Source organism: Shewanella fidelis ATCC BAA-318, assembly GCF_000518605.1.
Lineage (GTDB): Bacteria > Pseudomonadota > Gammaproteobacteria > Enterobacterales > Shewanellaceae > Shewanella > Shewanella fidelis.
This window is the reverse complement of the sequence record NZ_JADX01000004.1, coordinates 20,213-45,197: the sequence shown is the minus strand read 5'-3', so window position 1 is coordinate 45,197 and position 24,985 is coordinate 20,213. Positions and strand designations below refer to the sequence as shown.

Below are 24,985 nucleotides of genomic sequence, written 5' to 3'. Positions count from 1 at the left end.
TATAAAGTTAAGGCTGTTGACCAGCCTTAACCTCAATAAATACGCTGCAATTCAGCTAAATATGAACTAAGCCAATAACTTGCTAACATTAGGTTTAGCAAGTTATTAAAAGGCAAAAATGGATGTTGCGTTTACTGTGGTTAATTTTTTTCCTATCGCTTATTGGTTGTAATGCTAGTCCAAGTTGCAACAAAACACCGCAACTAAGTTGGGCTAATACCTCAACCATAACTACTGATATCAACACCTTGACGAGTGCCAAAATGGCTGGCCGTAAAACCGGTTCTCAAGGCGCGGCGCTAGCTAGACAATTCCTAATACAGCGTTTCCAACAAATTGGACTTGAGCCATGGCAAGGCCAATACCAACACCCATTTAGTTACCAAAGCAGCTTTAGAGATAAAATAGGCGTCAATATCATAGGCGTTATACCTGCACAGATGCCCAGCGATAAATGGCGCTTGGTTATCGCACACTACGATCATTTAGGCGGCAATAGCAGGCGTTACTATCCCGGTGCTGATGACAATGCTTCAGGGATTGCTGGCTTACTACAATTAGCTAACCAAGCTGCAGCGCAAGGAACCAAGGTTAACCTGCTTTTTGTTGCATCTGATGCGGAAGAACCCGGATTGTATGGCGCCTACGCCTTAACTGAGCAACTTGCTCTAACCAGTACTATTCCGCAAATTCAACAACTAGAACTTGCAATCAATCTCGATATGATTGGCCGCCCTAATCGCACTAAAGCAATTTATATTGAAGGACTTAGACGATTTTCATCTGCAACAACAATCCGCAACACACTTACTCAGAAGAACCAATTATGTATACGCACCCAACAACCTAAAAGCTTCGATGGTTCAACCTTAAGCATCGATTACTTAAGGGCATCTGACCATTATCCACTGCATAAAGTCGGCATACCTTGGCTATATTTTGGGGTGCCTGCACATAAAGACTATCACCAACCATCCGATACCCTAGATCGGTTAAATATTAACTTTATCGCCGCAGTAAGCGAATCTGTATACCAATTGCTAAAAATAGACACTTTATTGCTACAAAATTCCCATTAACGTGAACAAAGACTGAGTTTTTAATCATCACAAACTATTATTTGGCCTACAATTTGCTTCGAAATTAGATAAAAATTCAAGATTAATTGGTAATACCAATTAGGTGCTGCTATACTAGTCGGCTTACTGATACGTTTTCGGTGCGGGAAGTCGACACGGGGTTGATTTTCTGTCTATTAAACAATGGCACATTCTATGTGCTCTGCTATTTCCACAAGGCTACAACCCATGTCATCCAGTGAAAAAACTTTCCGCGAACTCGGTCTTACCGAGCCTTTGTTGCGTGCTCTTGACGAGTTAGGTTACGAAAAACCAACTCCAATTCAGGCTGCAAGTATCGAGCCTTTAATGGCTGGCAAAGATATTTTAGGTCAAGCGCAAACAGGTACAGGTAAAACAGGTGCTTTCGCCCTACCTCTACTAAACAGCATTGATCCAACAACTAATGCACCACAGATTTTAGTACTAGCGCCAACTCGTGAACTTGCCGTTCAGGTTGCAGAAGCATTTGCTAGCTACGCAAAATTCATGAAAGGTCTACACGTTCTGCCAATCTACGGCGGACAAAGCATGCATCAGCAATTAAACGCATTGCGTCGTGGCCCACAGATCATCGTTGGTACTCCAGGCCGTGTTATGGACCATATGCGTCGTGGCACCCTTAAGCTTGATACATTAAAAGCTATGGTTCTGGATGAAGCAGATGAAATGCTAAAAATGGGCTTCATCGATGATATCGAATGGATCCTTGAGCACACGCCACAAACTCGCCAACTAGCATTGTTCTCTGCAACTATGCCAGAGCAAATTAAGCGTGTTGCTAACAAATACCTTAATGAGCCACAGCATGTAAGCATCGCTGCGACTCATACAACTGTTGAAACTATTGAACAGCGTTTCGTTCAAGTATCACAACACAACAAACTAGAAGCACTAGTACGTGTTCTAGAAGTCGAAAAGACTGAAGGTATCATTATCTTCGTTCGTACTCGTAATAGCTGTGTTGAATTAGCTGAAAAGTTAGAGGCTCGTGGTTATGCTTCATCACCATTGCATGGTGACATGAACCAGCAAGCTCGTGAGCGCGCTGTTGATCAACTAAAACGCGGCAAGCTAGATATCATTATTGCAACTGACGTTGCAGCACGTGGTCTAGACGTAGAGCGTATCGGTCACGTTGTTAACTTCGACATTCCATACGATACAGAAGCTTACGTTCACCGTATTGGCCGTACAGGTCGTGCTGGCCGTACTGGTATGGCAATTCTATTCGTTACTCACCGTGAAATGCGTATGCTACGCACTATCGAGCGTGCGACTAAGAGCCGTATTTCTCCAATGGATATCCCTAGCCCTGAGACTGTGACCGAGCGTCGTCTATCTCGTCTAGGTGAGAAAGTATCTGAAATCATTTCGCAAGATCTTGAGTTCATGAAAGGTGCCGTGGCTAAACTTTGTCAAGAGCTAGAAGTTGATACCGACGTACTTGCAGCAGCATTGCTACATCAAGTTCAGAAAGATCGCCCGCTACAGCTACCAGCGATGAACGAACGTCAACGTGATAGCCGTGATGACCGTAACTCTCGTGACCGTGGCTCACGTGATCGTAACGATCGTCCACGCCGTGAATCTCGCCCAACACCTGCAAACCTAGGTGTTGCTGATTCACTAAAAGACAATCCAGACGTGAAAATGTGCCGTTACATCATCGACGTAGGTCGTGACAATGGCGTTGGCGTAGGTAACATCGTTGGCGCTGTTGCTAACGAAGCGAACATAGATAGCCGCTACATCGGTCAAATCCAGTTATTTGATCAAGTAACCGCAATCGACTTACCAGACGGTATGCCAAAAGAAGTATTGCAGCACCTTAAGAAGGTACGTGTTTGTGGTCGTCCACTAAACATCCGTGAAGCCGCTGGTGAAACGTTTGCCAACACTTCAGGTGACAGCCGTCCACCACGTCGTCCACGCAGAAATGGTGGCGAGCGTAGCGACCGTCGTCCTTCAGGCGACAGAAAGCCGCACCGTAAAGGTCCAAGAGACGCTGAATAAGTCTCGCTAGAAACCTTTGTTTCTGACTAATCCGAAAAGGAGCCATAAGGCTCCTTTTTTGTATCTCACTTTGAGAAAAATATACGTATTCTAATAGTACACAGACGAGTTGCTCTGACACTAATGCTAATAATGCCAATCAGTATAAGCTGTTGATCTACTCAGAGCGTTTTTAGCAACCCCATTCAAGACCAAAAACTGAAAAAGTGCTTGCTCCCTTATGAAGTTATTCAACACAGAAGTTAGCAGCTTATAGCACGCAGTGAATATCCAAATGCTCCTTGCTAGATTTTAACAACCTCGATGAACACCATAAGAAAGCCACCTGAAAAGGTGGCTTTACGATTTACTCTCGTTACGCTGCAGCGTGTTTCAACGCTCTACGCTTTTGCCAAATAGGCGATAATTGCACAACGATCACTGACACTATTATCAGTACTATGCCGGCAAAGGATAGCGGGTCGATAATCGCACCTTTAATTAAATCACTCCACCAACCTAAGCTGACAACAATCGCGGTAAGCGTAAAACTTATCACTGGTGTTAATGCCAACATTGCGCTGACTTGACCTGTTGGCCAATATTTCATTGACTGTCCAAAGCAACCATAGGCAATAACCGTATTGATGGCGCAGAAAATAGCAATTGCCCACTGATTTTTGTCCATAACAGCAAACTGACTAAAATCGCTAAAAGGTGCCATTGCAAAAATACCAAACAGGTAAATAAACAGCAGTATGTTGTTCGGTGATAAACGCTTAATCATCGACTTTTGAATAAGTGCATAGCTCGCCCAAGATAATACCGAAAACTGCACTATCAACACGCCTTTCCATACATCTGCTGAATCTGGACTTGTTGATAAACCGATATAAGGATGAAAGAACATCAACATGCCTAAGGCTAATGTTGCAAAACAGCTAAGCTGCATAGCATTTAAACGCTCTTTAAAAAATAACATGCCACCAAAGGCAAGAAAGAAAGGAGCAGTTTGAAAGTTTAATTGCGCAGAACCTGGAGCCAGATACTTAAGCGAAAATACAAATGAAACATAGTTAAAAATCAACAAAATCCCAGCTAATGACATTTTTAACCAAGATCGCTTATCAAGCGCCTTAAACTGCTTGATGCTGCCACTAAGATATTGAATGGCAAAGCTGACAATCAAAGCAACTAAAAACCGAAACCAAGTTAACGTAACCGGATCGATAAATAGCCCTGATAATTTTAGTGCGATAGGCAAGAGTCCCCAAAAAAGGACTGCAACTGAAATAAAGATTAGACCAAGTTTAAACTCGGCACGCTGAGTAAGCGTTTCCATGATGTGCTCGTAACGGAAAGTGAAGATCGGCATAGTGCCTTAAATTGGCACCTCTGGTCTAGAATTAATCAACCTGCCTATATAAAGCATGCTTTAGTGCAAGCTCTGCTTTTATTGAATCTAGACACGCCTCACAAATACATACCTTACCGTCGAGTGTCGCCAAAATATCTTCTGACAACACTGCTGTTAAGCCAGCCTTAGTCAAATGCGGCTCCCTGTTACACCAGCAAGCCTTGATGTCGCCACCAGATGTTACAGCGCATCCATTTAACCTTTGGCATAAAGGGCAATTTTCCGGTTGTTGTTTCAATGACTCAAACTCATTTATAACGGTAAAACTATGAGAAGTTAACCTCATAAGCTAGCGCTCTACACTCTAGTCGTGCCTCACAGGAAGCAAAAGGATTTTCTTTTGAACATTCCATAATAACAATACCATTACCACCTAATCGCTGTACCTTGTACTTCAGTGCATCGACCACTTTAGAATACGATGGTGCTGGTGTATTGAGTGTTTGACAATATGCTGCACTTACGTCGCCGATCATTTGCGAGTCGTGGTTATACACTTCCTCTGCCGAATATTCGACAACCTTACTCGCTTCATAACTATTCACGACGTAATCTGGCGTCAAGTTAGTATGAAAGCTTACTCCTTGACACCCAGTAACACACGCCGCAACAACAAAACTAACCAAAAATTTTAGATGATTTTCCATAATCTACGCAGTCCTAAAAAAATCATAAATAACCGTAACAACTCGCTTGTCTAAGCTCAACTAAAACATTGAGCTTAGCTTATATTGCTCCTCGTTAGCTCTTTTCATCAATCGCTTAGCTAAACAATAGACACAAAAAAACCAACAACTACAAGTTGTTGGTTCTCTGAAGCTGTAATGCCTTACTTGCTTGGACGCACGCCTAGAGTATGACAAATTGCGTAAGTCAGCTCTGCACGATTCAGGGTATAAAAATGGAAGTCTTTAACCCCTTCACGAGATAAAACCTTGACCATATCAATCGCCACATTCGCACCAACCATTTGACGGGTGGTAGCGTCATCTTCTAAGCCTTCAAACTGTCGATGCAACCAGCTTGGAATTGACACATTAGTCATAGCGGCAAAGCGCTTAGTTTGATTAAAATTGGTAACCGGTAAAATTCCCGGGACGATTTCCGCCTCAATACCAGCAGCAGCACAACGGTCACGAAAACGTAAATAAGACTCAACGTCAAAGAAAAACTGAGTAATTGCACGGTTGGCGCCGGCATCAATTTTCTTCTTCAAGTGAATAAGATCTGCTTGAGCATTAGTGGCATCCGGATGCACTTCAGGATAGGCAGCAACCGAAATATCAAAATCAGCAACAGAGCGCAGTAAGCTCACTAAATCATTAGCGAAACGCGTAGGCTTTGGACTACCTTCTGGCAGATCACCACGTAACGCCACAATATCGCGAATACCGCTATTCCAATAATGTTTAGCAAGTTCTTTTAGTTCTTCATCACTAGCATCCACTAAGGTTAAATGTGGTGCTGCCAGCAAATTCGTTTCTTGTTGAATACGCTCAATCACACTATGAGTTCTGTCACGGACGCCAGAATTGGCTCCATAGGTGACCGAAACAAACTTCGGGTTTAATGGCTCTAAACGACGAATAGAGTTCCAAAGTAGCGTTTCCATCTCAGGAGTTGAAGGCGGGAAGAATTCGAAAGAAACGTTAATATCACCATTTAGCTCAGATAAGCTCTGGTTTAATGACGTAGCATGTTGCGCATGATGAAAACCCATTTCTACTTCCTCAACTTCAGCGTTATATTCTATTTTAATTTAGACGTTTGGACGTCTATATGTCTACATACTAGAGAAACTAACATTGAAGTCAAGCTTAAAAAGCAGGCAAGTGAGTTTTTTTCTTCATAACATCTAAGCAATTATCACTTAGATAATAAAAAAGGACTCAAATGAGTCCTTTTTATGTTTATGTATCTAAATACATGAGCTTTATTCTTGTAGCAGATCGCGACAGATATGGGCAAGATCCGACTGTACTGCCGCGGCAGTCACAAGTCTGCCAGCACCCGGCCCTCTGATGATTAGCGGGTTATCTTGATAAAATTCACTGCGAATAACGAACACATTGTCACCAGGTGTTAAGTTGGCATAAGGATGACTATTGTCGACCCACTGGATCCCCACTTCAGCTTTGAGTTTGCCGTTTACGTTATCAAGTGAAGCGACGTATCTAAGTACCTTCTCTTGCTCAGCCGCAGTAACAAACTGTTGCTGCATGTCAGCATCTAACTCATGGATCCGTGCCAAGAACTGCTCCAAAGACAACTCAGCTAATTCTGCGGGCACCAAGGACTTAAGCTCAATATCATCAAGCTCAATTTCAAAACCGATTTCACGGGCTAAAATAAGCAACTTACGCTGCATATCACGGCCAGAAAGATCATCTCGCGGATCAGGCTCAGTGATCCCTAATCCTTTTGCTTCTAACACCAGTTCCGAGAACGGCTTTTTAGCATCGAAGTTTTCAAATAGCCAACATAAAGTACCAGAGAAAATACCACCAACCGCTTCAATACTATCGCCACTGTTGTGTAGATCGTTAAGTGCGTGTTGAACAGGTAATCCAGCGCCACAGCTGGCGTTATAGCGCCAAAATAATCGGCGGTTATCCAACTGCTGCTTAAGCTCTAGATAGAAAGGCAGTGGCCCTGAGCCGGCTAGCTTATTAGCACTGACCACATGAATGCCACGAGCGAAAAACTCTGGGTATTGCAGGGTCAAATCGGCACTGGCACTAATATCTAATGCAATAACTTCATCACACTCAAGCTGATGTAGCTCATCAAATAACGTATCGTATTGCCATGGCGTCGCTGCACTCTCAAAAGCCGACTTCCAGCCATCGAGTTCGATACCATCATCGCTTATCAAGGCTTTTTTTGAACTCAGTAAACCAACAAGTTCAACACTGGCTTCAAGCTCTTTATTTAAGGCCGCTTGTGCACTTGCAAACAGCTCAACCCAAGCCTCACCGATATTGCCCACACCAAGCAGCAATACGCCAATGCGCTTACGAGGGCCAGCACAGCGACGATGCACTTTCTGGGTTAGCAAATTAACTTGGCTTTGCGGCACTAAAGTGACAAGGCTCATACCATCATTAAATAGTGGCCTTGCATTGCGGCTTAATAAACGAGCAAAACCACGGCGATAGAGATTAGCGTCAGCGCTCACAAGCGCAACGAGACCTAGATCTGTAGTGACTTTAATATCATTAACACCAAGAGTTTCACTATTCGCCTCAAGTAACGCCAGTACTTGCTTTTGGTTTTCCAGCGTGACCGTTAGTTCCACTCGATCTTGTCCAAGCTCCCAATATGCAAGCGGGCTCAGTCCAGCCTCATCTAACAATGCAATAAACTGTTTAACATTAGACTTCAGCTCAAGATTGAATAAAGCCACGCTCGTTAAGTTAGTCACCACCGGCGCACTTGCAGACGAACTTTTAGGTGCAATAAGAGTAAAGTCAGTGTGTGAAGCATAACTTGAGCGAACCGCTAAGCTCACTTTAGTATCAAATAGTGGCTGTAGAGTGCGATTATGCAGTACTGGTGAGCCTAGGTGTGCTAATCGGTTAGCCTCAGCTAATGAAAGACTACTCAATAACTTAGCATCGTTTATCTTATTCGGATCGGCATTAAATACGCCCTCAACATCAGTCCAAATAGTCACACGTTCGATATCTGCTAAGCTGGCAATCAAAGTGGCACTAAAGTCAGAACCATTGCGCCCAAGTAATAAGGTATCACCGCGCTCATTGGCACAAATAAAGCCAGTAATAATCAAACGCTCATTCGGATGCGCTTCAGTTAATGCCTGCACTCGCGCACGAGAATCTTGCAAGCGAATTTGTGGCACAGCCGCTTCATCGGCAATCAATAACGTACGCGCATCAACATCTGACGCTGCAACACCAGACTCTCGTAAAAGTGCAGCCAATAAGCGCGCAGACCAACGCTCACCAAAGCTCACCACTTGGTTGCTTTGGTAATCATTGAGCGTCGAAAGAGAGAGTAAGCTGATCAGTTGTGACTGATCAGTTGATAAGCGCTCGCGCAATGAACGCGCCTGTTCATTAGATAATAACTGCTCAATCAAGTTTTGCTGAAAACTGATCAGCGTTTGTAATTCCTCTTGCCACAGCTGGTTAGTAGCACTTAGCTCAAGTAACTTATATAGAAAGTTAGTGCTTTTACCTGCAGCAGAGACCACAACTAAATCATCGCTGTGGCCATGCGTCAGTAGAATATGAGCAACGCGACGGTAACAGTCTGCATCTGCCAGACTAGAGCCACCAAATTTATGTAAGTGACAGCGTGCCATCGTATACCCCTTTAATTAACAAGCAGCTGCGGCGTTAAGCGCAGCTTCGATATCGGCAACAAGATCGTCAGCATCTTCAATACCAACAGAAAGACGAATTAGCGTATCTTTAACTCCAGCTTCAGCCCGAGCCTCTGGCTCCATGGCTCTATGGGTCATAGTTGCCGGTACAGCCACTAAGCTTTCCACGCCACCTAAACTCTCTGCAACTGAAAAATAATTAAGATTTTTTAAGAATGCCACTAACTCAGGCTCACCACCTTCAAGCTCAAAACTCAGCATAGCGCCAAAGCCCTTTTGCTGTTTAGCTGCTATCTCATGGCCGGGATGATCTTTAAGCCCCGGATAATAAACCTTAGATACCGCCTTATGTTTGACTAGGGTATCAAGAATTCGCTGTGCATTCGCCTGATGTTCGCGAATTCGCACTGCAAGTGTACGAATTCCGCGCAAAGTGAGGTAACTATCAAAAGCAGAGCCAGTTAAACCTAGGGTATTTGACCACCAATGCAGCAATTCACCCACTTCAGGATCTTTAGCGACTACAGCACCACCAACCACATCGCTGTGGCCATTAATGTATTTTGTGGTGGAATGAATAACGATATCAGCCCCCAGTAAAAGCGGTTGCTGCAAAATAGGAGATAAAAAAGTGTTGTCGACAACAACCAGTGCGCCCACTTCGTGACTCGCTGCGCAAATCGCTGCAATATCCACCACTCTTAGTAAAGGATTAGACGGTGTTTCTAACCAAACCATTTTAGGCTTTTGTGCGATTGCCTGATTAAGTGCATCCGTATCCGTTTGATCTACGACTAAGAGCTTAAACTGGCCCTTTTTAGCAAGGTTTGTAAACAAACGATAACTACCACCGTAGCAATCATGGGGCACCACAATTAAATCATCAGGGCCCAACAAGCTAGTAGCTAAGGTAATTGCCGCCATGCCAGTACATGTCACTACTCCAGTAGCACCTTTTTCGAGCTCGGCGATGGTGTCGCCTAAAATCGAGCGGGTTGGATTACCGGAACGGCTATAATCAAAATCTCTTGGATTTTTATGTCCATCAAAAGAGTAGTTAGTAGATAGATAAATAGGTGGAACAACAGCTCCATGTTGGCTATCGGACTCAATGCCTTGACGCACTGCCGCTGTGGCTAGTTTACGCTCAGTCATGTACTACTCCTTTAATATGCTGATTTGTCTTCTTAGAGATGTCTGGACGTCTAAATGTACAGAACCACACCGGTATCGTCAACCACTTTAGCCGTTTAGACGTCCATGCATATGGAAATCTATTTGCAATTGTCATAAATAAGAGGCAATAATTTGACTGCACAATTTAAAGGGTTAAAATCTGCCCCGAATTTTGAATTAACAGGTGAGTCAATGACTGAGTGGAATGGCGATTATATCAGCCCATATGCTGAACACGGCAAAAAGAATGAACAAGTGAAAAAAATTACTGTGTCCATTCCTTTGAAAGTACTAAAGGTACTTACCGATGAACGCACACGCCGCCAAGTGAACAACTTGCGTCACGCCACAAACAGTGAACTGTTATGCGAAGCTTTTTTGCACGCATACACAGGCCAACCATTACCAAACGACGAAGATCTTACTAAAGATAAACCTGACAGCATGCCTGCAGAAGTGAAGCGTTTGATGGATGAGATGGGCATTGAGTGGGAAGAACTTGAATAATCTTCATCGATTATCAATAAACATCATTTCCAGATAAGGACTGCTATGCAGTCCTTATCTGTTTTTATTCTGCATTGTTCAAAATATATATTACCAATCAGTGTAAACATTTAGCCACTCTGAGTAGAGCAAATTCTTATACTGATGGGTATCACAGGCTTATATCTAATGATTTTAGGCTTTTGTCTCACACTTTTTAGCCCTAGGGCTGGATAAGCTCATGATCGACCCTATCACTCTACTATTGGCATCACTGATTATTTTTTGTGGAGCATTAACTCAAAGCCTGATTGGTTTTGGTTTGGCGGTGGTTGCTAGCCCATTGCTCTATATTGTCGATCCAAGCTTAGTGCCTGCACCTGTTATTATGATGGGGTTTTCAATTGCATTACTGACACTGTTTAGAGAACGTAATCAATTGGAGTTTAACGGCTTGCAATATGCACTCTTAGGCCGAATTCCTGGCGGGATTTTAGGTGCTAGCTTAATCATTATCGCACCGCAGCCTATTCTCGGGTTAGCTATTGCAGGTATTGTTGCATTAGCTGTTGGACTCAGTTTGCTCAAATTTAGCATCCCAGTGAACCGCTTTACACTATTTAGTGCCGGCGTTTTATCTGGTGTATTCGGCAATATTGCCGCCATAGGTGGACCACCTTTAGCTATTTTGCTCTCTGGTAAAGATGCGAGTCAGTTTCGTGCGGCATTATCAGCCTTCTTCATTTTTAGCTCGATAATAGCCCTGACTATTTTAGGCTTTGCAGGCCTACTGACGTTAAAGCATGTGTATATATCACTGATGCTATTACCGTCCGTCATATTAGGCTATGTGGTTGCAGGTAGATTAGTTGGTCGTGTTGATAAACAGAAAACCAGAATGTTAACGCTACTGCTGTGTGCTATCAGCGCGACAATTCTAACAATTAAGTCGATGATAGAGTTAGCTTAGATTGCGGCTAAAAATGGTAGGAAGTACGCAATACACCACCTACAGCATTGCCCTTACTATATGTACCTGTAAAGTCGATAAAGAAAGACTCGCCAAAGGTAAACCCTGAACCTAAAGAGTAAATATTGGCGGTTGGCTGTTTGATATCATGTCTAACGCCTAAGCGTACTGACATCCAATCAAACGCTCTTACTTCACCATCTACTCGCCAAAACTGTGTAGCATCAAGCTGCTCAAACTGCTTATGTTCGACTAGGTCAATATCTGTACTTAGTGATAGATATTGCCAGTCATAAGTCACGCCCGCTTTAACTAATGGTTGAATTTGATAACTTAGTGGTTGCCAGTCAAGTTCTGACACATTGAGCTGTTTGCCAATAAGATTGCGGCCTGATACCTCAAGTGTTAAACCTGTTATAGGTTGCATCGCCACCCCCAAATCAACATTGAAATGGGTCTCATCATTCCGATACATATCGCTGAAACCACCTAGATTGCTATCTTGGTCGTCAAACGGGTTCGCGTTGGCAATATAATTGTATGTCTCAATTTTCTGTAACTTAGTCGATAGCCCTACTGCAATAGGCATATTAACTATCGACAGCGGAAAGCTAAGTGTAATTCCTGTATCTTCAACCCGACTTGCTACGGCAGGCATCACAGGGCTAATATCGTTCATATCCGTGTAAGTAAGCTCATTATTATTCAAACTCGTTTGATTCGCTCTACTACTCATAGAACCTGTTTTATCAATAACAGTGAATACATCAGTTTCTTCTCGATAGAAGCTAGCTATTGCCAAATCAAGATCTGCAATGGCAGAGACATTGTTAAAATGGGTTAATTTAGCGGTTGTTTTACGCCCGCTAACTTGATTGAGACTTAGACTTATCGAGTTGGCTAAATCGCTTTCCGCTTTGCTGTGATTTTCACCGATTAAACTGGTTACCGGCTGAATAGGCGTAATCTGTCCAAACAGATTTGTGTCAAAAATTACAGGAAAGTGATTGTCAGGACGCTGTATATTTGTTTGCTCAAACGAGCGATTTTTTTGCGGTGACAGGGCTAATAAAGCAGGATTTACAAAAGCAGAACCTTCTATGTAGGCAGCAGCAACACCAACGCTATAACCGTAAACCAAATTACTCCCTTGAGCTGCTTGAGCTGAAAAACAGGGGATCAATATACAAGCTAATGCTATCTTAAATCCGTTCATCCACCCCACCTTTTTAATTTCCTTAACGCTTAAAGCTGCAATACGGCTCAAAACGGAAAAAGGTTATTTTTTGTTCTTAAAATAGTCTAAGACAAAAAAACATATCTTGGATGAATAAATAGTCAGTTTTTGGCAAAGTGTTGCTAATGCACTATGGCCTCACTTCAGGTAAATCGACATAATGCATAAAATTTTGCATGGTAAATTCGATGAACTGCCTAAGCCTTGCAGGTTGAAATTGATCTTTACTGTACAGCAGATAAAGCGGAGTATCCAAGATAGCCCAGTCGTCAAACACATGCACTAGCGCTCCACTATCAAGCTCCGCACTGCAGTAGATCTCTGGTAGCCGCACTATTCCATTGCCTGCTAACGCACTGCTTTTCATTACTCTGCCATTTTTACATAAAAACGAACCTGCAATAGTCACTTCAGTTTTATCAGTTTTATTACCAACACGATGATAGTTCCAGTGATAAACCGACCCCGTCACGCATAAATGCTGCTTCAACTCTTTTGGATGCGATGGGCGCCCGTTTTTTGCAATGTATCCAGGTGAAGCTAATGTGCAATTGACGATATCCATCAATTTTCTTGCCACCAAACTAGAGTCTTCAAGCTCGCCCATGCGAAAGACTAAATCAAACTCATCAAGAACCAAATCAACTCGCTGACTACTAAAATCGAGATGAATTTGAATATTAGGGTGCTGACTCATAAAGTCATTCACTAACTGGTTAACGATCTCCTCCCCTATATAACCGCCGACACAGTTGATATTAATCTTACCTTGCAAGTTATGCGCATCATCAACGGTTTTGGCTACAGCTTGTTCCATCACATCCAATGCATGCTGGCAACGCTCAAAAAAGAACTTCCCTTGTTCAGTTAAACGCTGCGCTCTAGTTGTGCGTGTGATTAAGGTAACCCCCAGATAACGCTCAAGTTGAGTAAGCTGTTTTGATAAGTGAGAACGTGAACAACCGAGTTTTTCAGCGGCAATGGTGAAACTGCCCTTCTCTGCTATCACTATAAATGCGCGCACATCTGCTAGATTTAAGTCTTGGTACATTTGGCTAGCTCGTAAAGATATCTGTTGTTAGATCACGGACAATTAGGAGTCATATGTAAACAATCATATTCTCTATAGATTATATATCAACAATAATCTGTTAGATAAACTACCCACAACTTAAAAACACAGGCTTTTATCGAGGCAAAAAATGAAACAATTAATCGTAATAACAGGTGCATCTTCTGGTATCGGCGCGGCGATGGCTAAAGCATTTAGTGCCAAAGGCCATCCGCTACTATTATTGGCTCGTCGTATTGAACCTATGCAAGCGCTAGGTTTAGACAATTGCTTAGCTGTGAGTGTTGATGTAACAGATGCTGATGCCATGAAAGCGGCTATCGCCTCTGCTGAAGCTAAATTTGGCCCTGTTGGCTGTTTGATCAATAACGCGGGTGTTATGCTTCTTGGTGCTGCAGACACACAAGATCCAGCTGAGTGGAGCCGCATGTTAAACATCAACGTGATGGGCGTACTGAATGGTATTCACGCAGTACTTGCCGATATGAAAGCTCGCAAAACAGGTACTATCATCAACGTCAGTTCGATTGCTGGTCGTAAAACCTTCCCTAACCATGCTGCTTACTGTGCAACAAAGTTTGCCGTACATGCACTGACGGAAAATATTCGTGAAGAAGTGGCAATGGACGATGTTCGCATGATCACTATCGCACCTGGTGCTGTAGAAACAGAACTATTAAGCCATACAACTAGCGAAGAAATTAAAGCTGGCTACGAAGATTGGAAACAACATATGGGCGGCGTAATCGCACCTGAGACGATTGCAGAAGCAGCACTATTCGCCTTTGAACAGCCACAAAGTGTATGTGTTCGTGAAATTGTTTTAGCAGCAACTCGCCAAGAGCCGTAAACTAAGCTCAATTAATCAAAATTTTAAAAGCCTAAATGTACTCAGTTTAGGCTTTTATTATGTAAGAACACTTAACAGCTAAATTTAGCTTCACATCATATTAGACCAATTGACCATTTAAAATTAAAGCAATAGCCAACTTGTCTCAACTCGGTTGGACAATAGCCGCCTTAACAGCATTTTGCTCCCATTATTTCCTATAAAATCTGGCATCAATCTTGCGATAACAATAGCGTTCTTTTCCTACGGCAAGCTATATGAGATGTAAGACTAATAAATTTGATAGTGTTAACCAGTATTCAGGAGAGTTTAGCGGCGCTTTTGCCGATTTAGGTACTTTTCTTCCACTCGCGCTCGGGTTAGTTGCCCTTAACCATTTCTCCCCACAGGGGATCTTTATGGGCTTTGGACTATTCGCGCTATTTACCGCTTATTTTTATCGCCGTCCCATTCCTGTTCAGCCGATGAAGGTCATCACAGCCCTAGTGATTGCCCAAGGCTTAACCCCAGGAATGCTGCAAGCTAGTGGCATGTTAATGGGGCTAATTCTGTTAGTGCTTGCCTATAGCGGAGCGATAACTTGGATGGCAAAACAATTGTCACCAGCAATTAGTATCGGCATCCAATTAGCTATTGGTTTACAGCTGATTTGGATGGGCGGCCAGATGATGAGCCAAACTTGGCTTGTGGGGTTGATCGCTTTTGTTACGTTATTTGCCAGTAAGTTTTTTCCGATGCGCTATTTAGCAATGCCACTTGTGATTGTGCTCGGCATCGTTTGGCAACTCAACAGCGGTACAGCGCCTAGCTTTGATCTGTCAGCCTCAACGCCTTGGCAATTTATTTGGCCAAGCCTTGATGAATGGACCTCTGCTGCTGGCTTACTGGTACTTCCGCAATTAGCGCTAACATTGACTAATGCCGTCATTGCTACCTCAGCTATGGCAAAACAGAAGTTCCCCGAAGATGGTGAGGCGGCTTTTGCCCCTAAGCGCTTTGCTACTAGCTCAGGTTGGGCCAACCTACTACTCGCCCCCTTTGGTGCAACCGCCATGTGTCACGGTGCTGGCGGGCTTGCTGTGCAGCATCACTTCGGTGCTCGCACTTGGTTAGCACCAACTATTTTTGGTAGCACTTGTTTATTGATTGCAGCGTTCTGGGGCCAAGGTATCGCTGGAGTGCTGTCGCTTATTCCACTTGCCGTTTTAGGTAGCTTGCTAGCCATAGCTGGAACTCAACTGGCTTGGTCTCAGCGCTTCATTGACGGCAAACCTTTCTGTATTTTTGTGATCCTAGCAACCGCAGCAATCTGTTTATTAGTCAATACTGCCGCAGGCTTAGCCACGGGTATCGTGCTAGAAATGGGGCGACGTCAGTGGCACATCTATGCTGATTTAAAATCTTAAAAACTAAAAACCGCACAAACTAACCTAGCTTGTGCGGTTTAACTTAACCTCGCTGGGACACGCTTATTTAACTAGCTGCTGTCGCCTGTTTTTGCAGTAGCATATCTTGATCTGCAATATCCAATAGCTCGCTGAGTGTAACTGAATCATTCACCAAAGCACTACCAATCGATACCGAAAATTGAGGCAGCTCTCTGGCACTATTGTGGCTTCCAAATGCTGTCGCTAGGCGATGCTTAACGGTTAGCAATTCAGACACGTCTTCTACTGCAATCAAAGCAACAAATTCATCTCCGCCCAAACGCCCTACTACATCGGTTTCTCTTAGTGTTTCAGTCAGTACCTGCGCAACTTGTTTAAGCACCGCATCACCGATCCCGTGGCCATACTGGTCATTCACCACTTTAAACTGATCAATATCCAAATAAAGCAAACACAATAAACTATTTGTGCGTTTTGCTAATTTAATGCGTTGCTCAGCTAAAATATCAAATCCACGACGATTATTAACATCACATAATGGGTCGGTAATTGCGAGTTGCTGTAACTGCGCATAACTTCCCAATAAAGCCAAATCTGACTCTAGAATATCTTTGAGCTGAGTGATTAACTCAAAAAAGGTCTTTTTGTAATGGGTTTCCCGGTAATCCATAACACAAAATGTGCCAAAGGCTTTACCACAAGGCCAAAAGACTGGCACCCCTAAATAAGAGCGAAAACCATCATCACGCACTTCAGGGTTGGTATCCCAACAAGGTTCCAATTGCGCATTAGCGACATACAATGCTTGGCGAGTTTCTACTACTTTACGGCAAAAAAGATTAACTTCTGGCTCGATAGTAATACCCGCTGCATAAGGGTTAGACTCTTGTTCACTGGCTATGGTGACTTGAAAGCCTTGGCTTGTGTACTGCACTAAAAAGCCTGCCGGCGCATCGAACAAAGTTGCTAACAGATTGACCGTCTTCTGCCATTTATCGATGGAGATTAAGTCATTCGGGTTATCAAGCAAAAACAGATCGGTCTCGAAAGCCGCGTTGTTTTTCATAATGAATAACACCTTCTTGCAAGCTATACCATGCAATCAGTATAAACCCACAATCTTAGATTTTCCCCTTGGTTTAAATATCTCTATAGCCAGTTAACTAATTCAATCGCTTACCTATGATCCGCGGTAGGCTTTTTTAATAACTTACGTTGTAAGGTACGTCTATGCATACCAAGCTGCCTCGCGGTAGCAGAAACATTACCATTATTGGCAGTTAATACTTGTTGAATATGCTCCCACTCAAGTCTTTTAGGCGACAAAGGCTCTTCAACCAATGGCTGCAAACTTGCCTCTGATGGCACAGCCAACAAAGCATTAAGTAAGGTTTGCGTGTCGACCGGCTTAGCTAAATAATTATCAGCCCCTAAGCGGATAGCTTCTACAGCGGTTGCGATACTGGCATAACCAGTCAATAGCACCATAATCACATTCGGTAATAACTGCCGCAGTGGTGAGATGAGCTTCAAGCCATTATCTTGCTCTAATTTCATATCGAGCAAAATATGACTAGGCTTAAACTGCCTAGCAAGCAACAAACCTTGAGTCGCATCATGACATTGCAAGCACTCAAAACCTTGCTTAGTCATCCGGCGAACAAGTACGCTAGCAAGGGCTATATCATCCTCAATAATTAACAACTTATTTGGCGCTGTAGTTATCATAATACAGCTCCTGCTTGAGAGACTGTTTCCGGCTCATATACAGGAAAACACACCTTAGCAGCCGTACCACCTTCAGGTGCACTGCTTAACAATAGCTGACCACCTAAACGCTCGAAACTCGCATTACTTAACAGCAGCGCGATCCCCATGCCCTGTTCACTTTCAATCAACTTATGCCCTAATTGCAACAACATCTCTTTTGGGATCCCTGCTCCAAAATCTTTTACCGAAATACACAAGCGGTTTCGGTTAGAGTCAAGTTGAACCGACACTAATACCCGCGACTCGCCGCAGTGAGCCAAACTCGCACTACCGGCATTTTCAATTAAGGCTAATAACGCTGGTAAAAGGCTCGCATCAGTTTGGATCATTCTGTCACTCGATTCCGCCTTATCGAGTTTATGCCCTAAGCTCAGCTCTAAATTGATTTCAGGCATCAATAGTAACACTTGCTGTTTGATTGTAGCTGCGAGTTGTTCAGCACTCATTAACGCCTTTCTTTGCTGTCGAATAGATTCCGTTGCCATGCGCAAAGAGCTAAGGGTTTGCTCACAGCGCAATAATGCAGTATCCATCTCTTGCAACACTTGCTGCTCGCTGACTGCATCTTCTACAGCTTCATCCACTAATAAACGCAGACTTGCAAGTGGAGTCGCAAGTTGATGCGCCATTTGAGCAGAAGCAGTACCGAGTGCGATTAATCGCTCTTGGCGCAGCTGTGCTTCACGCATATAACCTAGCTCAACCTCTTGCTTGCGCATCCGCTGGGCGATATAAGCAACACTAGTGGTAAGCACTAAAGACGAGATCAAGAAGTTAAACCACATGCCTAAATAATGAGAGCTCATATCCATGCCATGGTGCTTCATCTGACTTTCTGGTACTGAAAAAATCATTAAGCTGTAGGCAAAGGTAGAAATTAATGCGAGTACCCAAGGTGCCCATTTAGGTAATACCACGGCAGCAATGGCTGTTGGCAGCAACAGCAAGGAGATAAAAGCGTTAGTGGCTCCGCCAGTAAAGTAAAGCCAAGAGATCCAAAATAGCGTATCTAGTAACAATACAATAAACAGCCCTGAATCAAGCCTTGCAATGGCACTACGATGCCAAAATGTAAACCCTAAATAAAGCGCCTCTAAGCTCATGCCCCAATACAAAATTGGACTGCTTAATGACAGTCCAAAAGTATCAGCAGCAAAAAAGGTTAAACCGATTTTTAGCAGCAATCCGGCAAATCGCAGCAAAGCAAGCTGATCAATAGCACTCAGGTTACGAATTAATAAGTTTTTTAGTCGCAGGTTTATCATCAAGGTGAGTCTTTATTGTTCTATTTCTAATTGCAGTTATGGCACTATTCGCTGCTTAAAGTCTGCTATTCAACATCTCAAGCAATGACTTTGGCATGTGCTGTAGAACCCGTGCCATTCCGAGCTCAAAAGGTACCTCGCTTTTAATTCCTAAACTCGCTAGTCGCTCACAGCTTAAGCTACAGTCTCTTGGGCGTTTAGCACTATCTGTGGCTGATGTCACAGCAATAACATGGCTATGGCTAACATTTAGAAGTTGTGCCATTTGCACTAGCATTTGATATTTCGTCATAGTTTGCTGAGCACTGAAATGATAACAGCCAACGAGATCTTTATTGCTTGTCAGTTGTAAGTTAATCATTTGAGCAATGGCGTGGGCGATATCTTGAGTAGAGGTTGGGCTTCTAATTGCCCAAGCGTCAATATAGGCTGTAGGAGTTGTAATCGAAGCAGCGCTAGTATCAAGCTTAGCTGTTTGGGCTAAATATTTTAGCAATATGGTTACAGCAGACTCTTCTAACGACTCTACGTCACCATATAAAATCGGTAAGCGTAACACCGCAAAGCCCGGATCAGCCGCTAACACTATCTGTTCGCCCTGTAGTTTTGACTCACCGTAAAAGTTAACCGGGTTAGTCGGTGCATCCTCACAATATTTTGGTGCTGTGCCATCAAACACATAGTCGGTAGAGATATATAACAACCAAGCTTGATGTTCGCGCGCAGCAACCGCTAGTGAGTGTGTCGCATCAGCATTCAATGCTAATGCAGCTTGTGGGTTTTGCTCTGAAATATCTGGACGACGCTCAGCGGCGCAGTGCACGATGACGTCAGGCTTATGCAATGCAACAAACTCTGCAACCTGATTAGCTTGTGTTAAATCTAGGCGATAACCTGCATCATTCATCCGGCTAAAACCGCAGGCAATCAGCTGATGCTCCCCCTGTTCAGTTAAGTGCTTTACTAATGCCCTGCCAAGTAGCCCTGTCGCACCGGTAACCATAATCCTTGCCATAAGTCCGTCCTGTAAACACCAATAGTCACTCACTAGCTTAAGGGGTTTTCATCTTCTAAGCACTGGTTTACTCTTGATATAGATAACTTAATAACCAAAGATTCTTCTATGGCTGCGGATAACTCGATTCCTTTGATCATTGCAGGGCCTGCCTTACGTCATTGCGACGAGCAACATTTTACCTTGTGGTTTGTGAGTAAAAAGCCACTGCAAAACTTGCGTTTACGCTTGATAGGAACTGAGTTTGATCGTGAGTTAGGCAGTGATGAACTTCACTGCATAGCCCTAGGAAAACATGCATTTCAATACCTGATCCGAATTTCTCAACAAGAGCTATTACCAAAAGATACGCTACTGCAATATCAAGTTTATAGTGGTAACCAAGCGCTTTTCGACGATATTGACGCACTGAGCTATCCACAGCGCCAATCTGGTGAGTTTATTATTAAGCCCCATATCAACAAGCTACTGCATGGCTCTTGCCGTAACGCCCACCACCATAGTGGTGACGCACTTGTTGCCGCCGACACCCAACTCGCACAATGCACAGATATCACCCAGCGGCCAGCGCTACTAATGATGAGTGGTGATCAAGTCTACGTAGACGATATCGCCGGCCCAATGCTTTATGCTATAGGTCAAGTAATCTCTCTATTAGGGCTAGAGCAAGAACAATTTGTTGACGCACCGTTACAAGACTCGAGCCAAATAAGCTATCAACCTGCAGCTATGTATAAACGGCACTTAGATCTATTGCCAAAAACGCAATACAAAGCTAAAACGGCTATTGCTCGTTGGTATGTCAATCACCCGATTTTCACTTCATCTCTGGCCGAAAACCACCTCGTTAGCCTTAACGAGTTAATCGCACTTTACCTATTGTACTGGTCACCTGAGTTGTGGGAGCTGATTGAAATCCCCAAGCAAGTTGCAGGTCTTAGCCAAGCCAACAATCAACGCTGGCAGCGTGAATGGGATCATTTATTGGCGTTTAAAGCTGGCTTAAAACAAGTGCGTCGTCTAATGGCGCATATTCCGACTTATATGATTTTTGATGATCATGACGTTACCGATGACTGGAACCTCACAGCAAGATGGGAGCTTGCTGCTTACGGACATGCTTTTTCTAAACGCATCATAGGTAATGCCCTTATCGCCTATACGCTTTTTCAAGGTTTAGGTAATGCACCAAAACGCTTTGATAGCGAAATCACTCCTGATCTCGATGCCTTTTTTGCTGCCCCAACCCCTGAAGCACAAGATAGCCTAATTGATAAGCTATTGGCCTTTGAGCACTGGCATTACAGCTTGCAAACCACCCCAAAATTACTGGTACTCGACACCCGTACTCGCCGCTGGCGCAGCGAATCAAACTTAGGCAAACCATCAGGACTAATGGACTGGGAAGCGCTAATGGAGTTTCAAGCAGAACTGGTCAATCAACCTAATGTGGTTATCGTGTCACCCGCGCCTATGTACGGTGTAAAGCTAATTGAAACGATTCAGCGTATCGCCACATTTTTTGGTGGTTCATTGTTAGTCGATGCGGAAAACTGGATGGCACATCCGGGCACAGCAAACACACTGTTGAGCATTTTCCAACACAGGAAAACACCTGAACAATTCATCATTCTATCAGGCGACGTTCACTATTCGTTTAGTTACGATATTCGTATTCGTTTTCGTCAGGCTGGTCCACAGATCTATCAAATCACCAGTAGTGGTCTTAAAAACCAATTTCCAGAAAAATTACTACCTGTGTTTGATAAGTTTAATGGTTGGCTATACGGCCACTTTTCTCCATTAAACTTTTTTACAAAGCGTAAGCGCATGTCTATTAGAGGCAGACGCCCAAATGCAGAACGCAGCAAACGACTGGTAAATAAGAGTGGTATTGGTATTGTCGAGATTGCCTCAAGCGGCGCGCCAACCAAGATCAGCGTGCTACATAGCGACATGAGTGAAACTGAGTTTTTACCGCCTAGACACTAGCGCTTTATATCTGCTGAGGTAATTTGGCAACTTCTTCTGCCAATACAAAACCATCGCAACATTCATCAACCGCCACCTTACTAAGCGGATCAATAAACCGCAACCGCTTAGCCATAAGCTTCAAAGGTTGCTGAAAATTATCTGCAGCCTTTGCTTGTAGCTCTGGATAGAAATTGTCATTAGCGATAGCCATACCAAGGCTCATCATGTGCATTCTTAGCTGATGAGTACGACCTGTGATAGGTTCAAGTTCAAATAAGCCATAGCCATGACATACCTCTATTAAGCGGATCTCTGAATGACTATTCGCTTCGCCGTCGCTAATACGCATAAGGAAGCTCGGCGTACTTTTCACCAGTCGGTTTTTAATCGTCCACGCCATAGGTAAAGCTAATTTGTCGTTTGCGATTAGCGTTTTTATCTCATTATTTAACGGTGCAATGGCTTGATAAGTCTTGTGGATCTCGCCAACTTTAAACAACTGATGATAATCGTGGCGAGTCGCTGCATTAACACTCATCAACATAATCCCAGCAGTGCCTCTATCTAGACGATGAGCAGCCACAATCTGCTGATTGCCTGTTTTGATACGTAAACGATTAATCAGGCACTCATTAATAAAGTTTCCACTTGGACTTACAGGTAAAAAGTGAGGTTTAAACACCAACATAAAGTTGTCTGTTTGCAGTAGTACTTGCTCAGCAAAGGGAATCATAGACTCTTGCGCAACTTCACGATAATAGTAGACCCGTGCAGTTGGTTTAAATGCGCTATCCAGAGTAATCAAGCTACCATCTTGCCAATGCACTTTGCCATCAAGGATCCGTTGTTGCCACACTTCAGCAGAAATCGCAGGAAACTTGCTAATCAAAAAGCTAAGCACTGTGGGTTTGTCGGATACTGTTGCAGGTAGTACCACATAAGATGCTTGCGCAGCACGAATTGTAGAGCTCATAAGACTTAGAACATAGTTGGACTTAATGAAAGAGGCGTTACTGTAGCAAAAAAACTCTGCGGACTCGCAACTATATTCACCTCAATGTCATTAAGAGTGTTGATTATCCCGAGCATGAGACTTAATCAACTCTAATACAAAGTTCATTGTTTGATGACAATTCGGCTGATTAAGCAAACGCTGCTTATCTTGGTTGTATAGCGGCAAGACCTCTAACCAACGCTGACTAACCCACGTCGCATCTTCAAGGTGGATATCATTATCATAGAGACCAAAGAGATCTGGATTAACTTCATAAAACTGTTCTAACGCTGCACTGATCAACTCAAACTCGCCGTAAATAGGCTCTTGCTGCCAATTATTACTGCGTAATACTCGACTAATCCAGATACCATCACGACGCTGAGCTGCGGATAAGACTCTTACTTTCTGCTTCCCCTCGAGCACTATACCTAAAGACTCATCATCAAGTTGATTAAAATCAATAATTTCACATTGAGTCGCCATGTCATAACAGGGCAATTCAGCGTTAGCCTTTTTCATGCCAAATACCAATGGATAGTGCCCCTTAAGAATTTCAGCGATCATGCTCAAGTATCGAGGATCAATCACACGGATCTCAACTCGCCCTTCAGGTAACAACAAGGTGTCATGGGTTAGCAATGCCATTTCTTGTGTTTGCATAATAACCTCCCCCCTTTAATCAGGTAGGTAGCATCATTTCGGCGCTGTCCAATAAAGCTAAAGTGTAGCAGCTGAACAAATTTCATCCAGTGACACGAAATTAACTCACTATTAATTAAGACAGACAAATGCAGCGGTTTATTACACAAAGAGCTCGCTAAATCACAATCTCTCTAAGCGTTCTAGCAAGGTGTTGCGATTAATAACACTCGCTAAGTCATCAGCTAATACCTGACTCATACTGGCGGATTGACGCCAATATTTAATTCGAGTGTCGCTATCTAACTGTTTAAAGTCATCTCTATCTGGCAGTTTGCCGTAAGGTAAACCTTGTAGGTAGGCATCTGATGGCGCCAAAATCAAAGCGTTGTCATAATTTTGCTTAGCAAAACGCCGCGACAGTGATTTATCAAACCAGCCTGGCGCCATATGTGGGTAAAAATGGGGATATAAGGTCAGGCCTTTACTCTGTGTTAACGGTAGATCAAAGTGGTAATCAGTAATCCCGCCATCGTAATAATGTCCTTGCGGAGCGCCGTCAATTTGGGTTACTGGCGCAAGCACCAAAGGGATGGAGCCTGTCGCTAACAGTACTTGATGGATATTAGCGTGTGACAAGTCGTAATAGCGGCTAGGTAAATCATTAAGCCCAGCAAAAGCAGACTCTTGTTGATTAGCTGCAAACACACAGCGTCTAAAGTGCCAAGCTATGCTCTTACGGCTGATTAAATTGGTCATTGCAGCTGTCGCTAACCCTGTAGCTAATGGTAAGCGTCCACCAGCACCATTAATATGCCTTGCCTGACAGGTAATGAAATGACTATTGATATGCTGATTATCAACAATCTCTGCTGCGCCATTGCTTCCTAAAATGCCACTGATAATACCTGCAACATTCGCCGAGATCTGACTGGCGGTCGGCTTAGTATCATAGCGCTGACCAATATATAACTGCTCCAATCTATCGTAAGCGCTAGCAGGATTTTGCTGGGCTAAACAAGCAAGACGCCATGCTCCAGATGATGCTCCTAAAGTGTGTAATGGATGGTTTAAATCTTTAAAAAACTCACTAAATAAATAGCGATCTAAGCCTGCTATTCCAATCCATTTAGGCCCACCAGATGCAGCAAGCAATTGAGTGAACAGCTCAGGTTTAAACTCATTTTCGCTCAGCGTTTTATAGGCTTTAGGGCCAGCAATAAACCGTAATGAAGACACATATATCCTTATTTTTTATTCTTGTTACT

At 43.4% G+C, this 24,985-nt stretch carries 22 protein-coding genes; 7 read left to right on the top strand and 15 right to left on the bottom strand.

The genetic code is table 11. The annotated features are described in order from the left end of the window. Positions 1-122 precede the first annotated feature (122 nt). Both L884_RS0100210 and L884_RS0100205 read left to right on the top strand, forming a co-directional pair. A complete protein-coding gene (locus L884_RS0100210; protein WP_037410114.1) occupies positions 123-1,079 on the top strand; it encodes a M28 family peptidase in 957 nt (318 codons plus the stop codon). Between the two features lie 228 nt (positions 1,080-1,307). Next, positions 1,308-3,134, top strand: coding sequence for a DEAD/DEAH box helicase (locus tag L884_RS0100205; protein ID WP_028765586.1), 1,827 nt, complete (start codon positions 1,308-1,310; stop codon positions 3,132-3,134). A 355-nt stretch (positions 3,135-3,489) separates the two neighbouring features. Here L884_RS0100205 and L884_RS0100200 read toward each other — a convergent pair whose 3' ends face one another. From L884_RS0100200 to metB, 6 genes are all read right to left on the bottom strand, one after another. Further along, complete coding sequence (locus L884_RS0100200) at positions 3,490-4,455, bottom strand: DMT family transporter (RefSeq protein ID WP_037410111.1); 966 nt, start codon at positions 4,453-4,455, stop codon at positions 3,490-3,492. Between the two features lie 64 nt (positions 4,456-4,519). Beyond that, complete coding sequence (locus L884_RS0100195; RefSeq protein ID WP_037410109.1) at positions 4,520-4,816, bottom strand: cysteine-rich CWC family protein; 297 nt, start codon at positions 4,814-4,816, stop codon at positions 4,520-4,522. Next, on the bottom strand, positions 4,797-5,075 hold the full coding sequence (locus L884_RS0100190; protein ID WP_156925627.1) for a hypothetical protein: 279 nt from the start codon (positions 5,073-5,075) through the stop codon (positions 4,797-4,799). The genes L884_RS0100195 and L884_RS0100190 overlap by 20 nt, the downstream gene beginning before the upstream one ends. A gap of 284 nt (positions 5,076-5,359) precedes the next feature. Beyond that, complete coding sequence (gene metF, locus L884_RS0100185; protein ID WP_028765582.1) at positions 5,360-6,250, bottom strand: methylenetetrahydrofolate reductase; 891 nt, start codon at positions 6,248-6,250, stop codon at positions 5,360-5,362. Between the two features lie 213 nt (positions 6,251-6,463). After that, positions 6,464-8,857: a bifunctional aspartate kinase/homoserine dehydrogenase II gene (locus L884_RS0100180; protein ID WP_028765581.1), complete on the bottom strand. Its 2,394-nt coding sequence runs from the start codon at positions 8,855-8,857 to the stop codon at positions 6,464-6,466. A gap of 15 nt (positions 8,858-8,872) precedes the next feature. Then, positions 8,873-10,033, bottom strand: coding sequence for a cystathionine gamma-synthase (gene metB, locus L884_RS0100175; RefSeq protein WP_028765580.1), 1,161 nt, complete (start codon positions 10,031-10,033; stop codon positions 8,873-8,875). Between the two features lie 213 nt (positions 10,034-10,246). Here metB and metJ point away from each other — a divergent pair, with 213 nt between their 5' ends. Beyond that, a complete protein-coding gene (gene metJ, locus L884_RS0100170; protein WP_028765579.1) occupies positions 10,247-10,561 on the top strand; it encodes a met regulon transcriptional regulator MetJ in 315 nt (104 codons plus the stop codon). Between the two features lie 220 nt (positions 10,562-10,781). Continuing rightward, positions 10,782-11,510 (top strand): sulfite exporter TauE/SafE family protein, encoded by a 729-nt coding sequence (locus tag L884_RS0100165; RefSeq protein WP_028765578.1) that lies wholly within the window; start codon positions 10,782-10,784, stop codon positions 11,508-11,510. Between the two features lie 7 nt (positions 11,511-11,517). Here L884_RS0100165 and traF read toward each other — a convergent pair whose 3' ends face one another. Beyond that, entirely contained in the window at positions 11,518-12,726 is a 1,209-nt protein-coding gene (traF, locus tag L884_RS0100160) for a conjugal transfer protein TraF (RefSeq protein ID WP_028765577.1), read from the bottom strand. 151 nt (positions 12,727-12,877) lie between these two features. Then, positions 12,878-13,798, bottom strand: a complete 921-nt coding sequence (locus L884_RS0100155) for a LysR family transcriptional regulator (RefSeq protein ID WP_028765576.1) — start codon at positions 13,796-13,798, stop codon at positions 12,878-12,880. 151 nt (positions 13,799-13,949) lie between these two features. Between L884_RS0100155 and L884_RS0100150 the strand changes: the two genes are divergently transcribed. Both L884_RS0100150 and L884_RS0100145 read left to right on the top strand, forming a co-directional pair. After that, positions 13,950-14,669, top strand: coding sequence for an SDR family oxidoreductase (locus tag L884_RS0100150; RefSeq protein WP_028765575.1), 720 nt, complete (start codon positions 13,950-13,952; stop codon positions 14,667-14,669). Between the two features lie 257 nt (positions 14,670-14,926). Further along, positions 14,927-16,075 (top strand): putative sulfate/molybdate transporter, encoded by a 1,149-nt coding sequence (locus L884_RS0100145; RefSeq protein ID WP_028765574.1) that lies wholly within the window; start codon positions 14,927-14,929, stop codon positions 16,073-16,075. A gap of 67 nt (positions 16,076-16,142) precedes the next feature. On the opposite strand, the gene L884_RS0100140 is transcribed toward L884_RS0100145, so the two are convergent. The 4 genes from L884_RS0100140 to L884_RS0100125 all read right to left on the bottom strand — a co-directional run bounded on the left by L884_RS0100140 (position 16,143) and on the right by L884_RS0100125 (position 20,107). Continuing rightward, entirely contained in the window at positions 16,143-17,123 is a 981-nt protein-coding gene (locus tag L884_RS0100140) for a sensor domain-containing diguanylate cyclase (protein ID WP_028765573.1), read from the bottom strand. 110 nt (positions 17,124-17,233) lie between these two features. Next, on the bottom strand, positions 17,234-17,785 hold the full coding sequence (locus L884_RS0100135) for a response regulator transcription factor (RefSeq protein ID WP_037410106.1): 552 nt from the start codon (positions 17,783-17,785) through the stop codon (positions 17,234-17,236). Further along, complete coding sequence (locus tag L884_RS0100130) at positions 17,782-19,092, bottom strand: sensor histidine kinase (RefSeq protein ID WP_028765571.1); 1,311 nt, start codon at positions 19,090-19,092, stop codon at positions 17,782-17,784. The genes L884_RS0100135 and L884_RS0100130 overlap by 4 nt, the downstream gene beginning before the upstream one ends. Positions 19,093-19,147: 55 nt before the next feature. Then, the gene (locus L884_RS0100125) at positions 19,148-20,107 is read right to left on the bottom strand and encodes a dTDP-4-dehydrorhamnose reductase family protein (RefSeq protein WP_028765570.1); all 960 of its coding nucleotides are present in this window, start codon (positions 20,105-20,107) and stop codon (positions 19,148-19,150) included. A gap of 108 nt (positions 20,108-20,215) precedes the next feature. Between L884_RS0100125 and L884_RS0100120 the strand changes: the two genes are divergently transcribed. Next, positions 20,216-22,099, top strand: a complete 1,884-nt coding sequence (locus L884_RS0100120; RefSeq protein ID WP_028765569.1) for an alkaline phosphatase D family protein — start codon at positions 20,216-20,218, stop codon at positions 22,097-22,099. A gap of 4 nt (positions 22,100-22,103) precedes the next feature. Here L884_RS0100120 and L884_RS21500 read toward each other — a convergent pair whose 3' ends face one another. The 3 genes from L884_RS21500 to L884_RS0100105 form a co-directional block, all read right to left on the bottom strand. Beyond that, the gene (locus L884_RS21500; RefSeq protein ID WP_037410104.1) at positions 22,104-23,054 is read right to left on the bottom strand and encodes a pseudouridine synthase; all 951 of its coding nucleotides are present in this window, start codon (positions 23,052-23,054) and stop codon (positions 22,104-22,106) included. 90 nt (positions 23,055-23,144) lie between these two features. Beyond that, positions 23,145-23,738, bottom strand: coding sequence for an LON peptidase substrate-binding domain-containing protein (locus tag L884_RS0100110; protein ID WP_028765568.1), 594 nt, complete (start codon positions 23,736-23,738; stop codon positions 23,145-23,147). A 162-nt stretch (positions 23,739-23,900) separates the two neighbouring features. Beyond that, positions 23,901-24,956 carry a patatin-like phospholipase family protein gene (locus tag L884_RS0100105; RefSeq protein ID WP_028765567.1) on the bottom strand — a complete coding sequence of 352 codons (1,056 nt, stop codon included), beginning with the start codon at positions 24,954-24,956 and terminating at the stop codon, positions 23,901-23,903. Between the last annotated feature and the right edge of the window lie 29 nt (positions 24,957-24,985).

What these genes read in the sequence shown, in the direction of transcription:
- L884_RS0100210 (WP_037410114.1), top strand. Translation starts at nt 123, where the DNA reads ATGTTGCGTTTACTGTGGTTAATTTTTTTCCTATCGCTTATTGGTTGT.
- L884_RS0100205 (WP_028765586.1), top strand. Translation starts at nt 1,308, where the DNA reads ATGTCATCCAGTGAAAAAACTTTCCGCGAACTCGGTCTTACCGAGCCT.
- L884_RS0100200 (WP_037410111.1), bottom strand. Translation starts at nt 4,455, where the DNA reads ATGGAAACGCTTACTCAGCGTGCCGAGTTTAAACTTGGTCTAATCTTT.
- L884_RS0100195 (WP_037410109.1), bottom strand. Translation starts at nt 4,816, where the DNA reads ATGAGGTTAACTTCTCATAGTTTTACCGTTATAAATGAGTTTGAGTCA.
- metF (WP_028765582.1), bottom strand. Translation starts at nt 6,250, where the DNA reads ATGGGTTTTCATCATGCGCAACATGCTACGTCATTAAACCAGAGCTTA.
- L884_RS0100180 (WP_028765581.1), bottom strand. Translation starts at nt 8,857, where the DNA reads ATGGCACGCTGTCACTTACATAAATTTGGTGGCTCTAGTCTGGCAGAT.
- metB (WP_028765580.1), bottom strand. Translation starts at nt 10,033, where the DNA reads ATGACTGAGCGTAAACTAGCCACAGCGGCAGTGCGTCAAGGCATTGAG.
- metJ (WP_028765579.1), top strand. Translation starts at nt 10,247, where the DNA reads ATGACTGAGTGGAATGGCGATTATATCAGCCCATATGCTGAACACGGC.
- L884_RS0100165 (WP_028765578.1), top strand. Translation starts at nt 10,782, where the DNA reads ATGATCGACCCTATCACTCTACTATTGGCATCACTGATTATTTTTTGT.
- traF (WP_028765577.1), bottom strand. Translation starts at nt 12,726, where the DNA reads ATGAACGGATTTAAGATAGCATTAGCTTGTATATTGATCCCCTGTTTT.
- L884_RS0100155 (WP_028765576.1), bottom strand. Translation starts at nt 13,798, where the DNA reads ATGTACCAAGACTTAAATCTAGCAGATGTGCGCGCATTTATAGTGATA.
- L884_RS0100150 (WP_028765575.1), top strand. Translation starts at nt 13,950, where the DNA reads ATGAAACAATTAATCGTAATAACAGGTGCATCTTCTGGTATCGGCGCG.
- L884_RS0100145 (WP_028765574.1), top strand. Translation starts at nt 14,927, where the DNA reads ATGAGATGTAAGACTAATAAATTTGATAGTGTTAACCAGTATTCAGGA.
- L884_RS0100140 (WP_028765573.1), bottom strand. Translation starts at nt 17,123, where the DNA reads ATGAAAAACAACGCGGCTTTCGAGACCGATCTGTTTTTGCTTGATAAC.
- L884_RS0100135 (WP_037410106.1), bottom strand. Translation starts at nt 17,785, where the DNA reads ATGATAACTACAGCGCCAAATAAGTTGTTAATTATTGAGGATGATATA.
- L884_RS0100130 (WP_028765571.1), bottom strand. Translation starts at nt 19,092, where the DNA reads ATGATAAACCTGCGACTAAAAAACTTATTAATTCGTAACCTGAGTGCT.
- L884_RS0100125 (WP_028765570.1), bottom strand. Translation starts at nt 20,107, where the DNA reads ATGGCAAGGATTATGGTTACCGGTGCGACAGGGCTACTTGGCAGGGCA.
- L884_RS0100120 (WP_028765569.1), top strand. Translation starts at nt 20,216, where the DNA reads ATGGCTGCGGATAACTCGATTCCTTTGATCATTGCAGGGCCTGCCTTA.
- L884_RS21500 (WP_037410104.1), bottom strand. Translation starts at nt 23,054, where the DNA reads ATGAGCTCTACAATTCGTGCTGCGCAAGCATCTTATGTGGTACTACCT.
- L884_RS0100110 (WP_028765568.1), bottom strand. Translation starts at nt 23,738, where the DNA reads ATGCAAACACAAGAAATGGCATTGCTAACCCATGACACCTTGTTGTTA.